At 66.0% G+C, this 329-nt stretch carries 1 protein-coding gene; it reads right to left on the bottom strand.

The window, feature by feature from the left end:
• Positions 1 to 329, bottom strand: a 329-nt coding sequence (locus tag MKS85_RS28840; RefSeq protein WP_310663260.1) for an RHS repeat domain-containing protein, incomplete at both ends; no start/stop codon positions are given.

Below are 329 nucleotides of genomic sequence, written 5' to 3'. Positions count from 1 at the left end.
CGACGGCTGATCAGGTGCAGGTCGTCGGCGTATTCATAGCGGGTGGTCCGCCCCAGCTCATCGCGCTCGGCGGTGACCTTGCCGTAGGCGTTGTAGTGCCAGGCGCGGGTCGCACCACCCGGCAAGGTGGTTTCGAGCAGCCGGCCCACCGCGTCCCACTGGTAGTGCGTGAGGGCGCCGTGTTCGTCCTGGCGGGTCAGCAAACGCCCCAGGGCGTCGTAGGAAAAACACCGGCGCCCCGTGTCAGGCAGGGTTTCTTCGGTCAGTTGGCCCAGTTGATTGCGGGTAAACCGATGCTCGCTACCGTCGGGGTAACGGATCGCCAGCAA

Origin of the sequence: Pseudomonas sp. JL2, assembly GCF_031570495.1 — a bacterium.
Taxonomy (GTDB): Bacteria; Pseudomonadota; Gammaproteobacteria; order Pseudomonadales; family Pseudomonadaceae; genus Aquipseudomonas; species Aquipseudomonas rhizophila.
The sequence above is the reverse complement of the archived record's forward strand: the minus strand, read 5'-3'. Positions and strand labels throughout refer to the sequence as shown.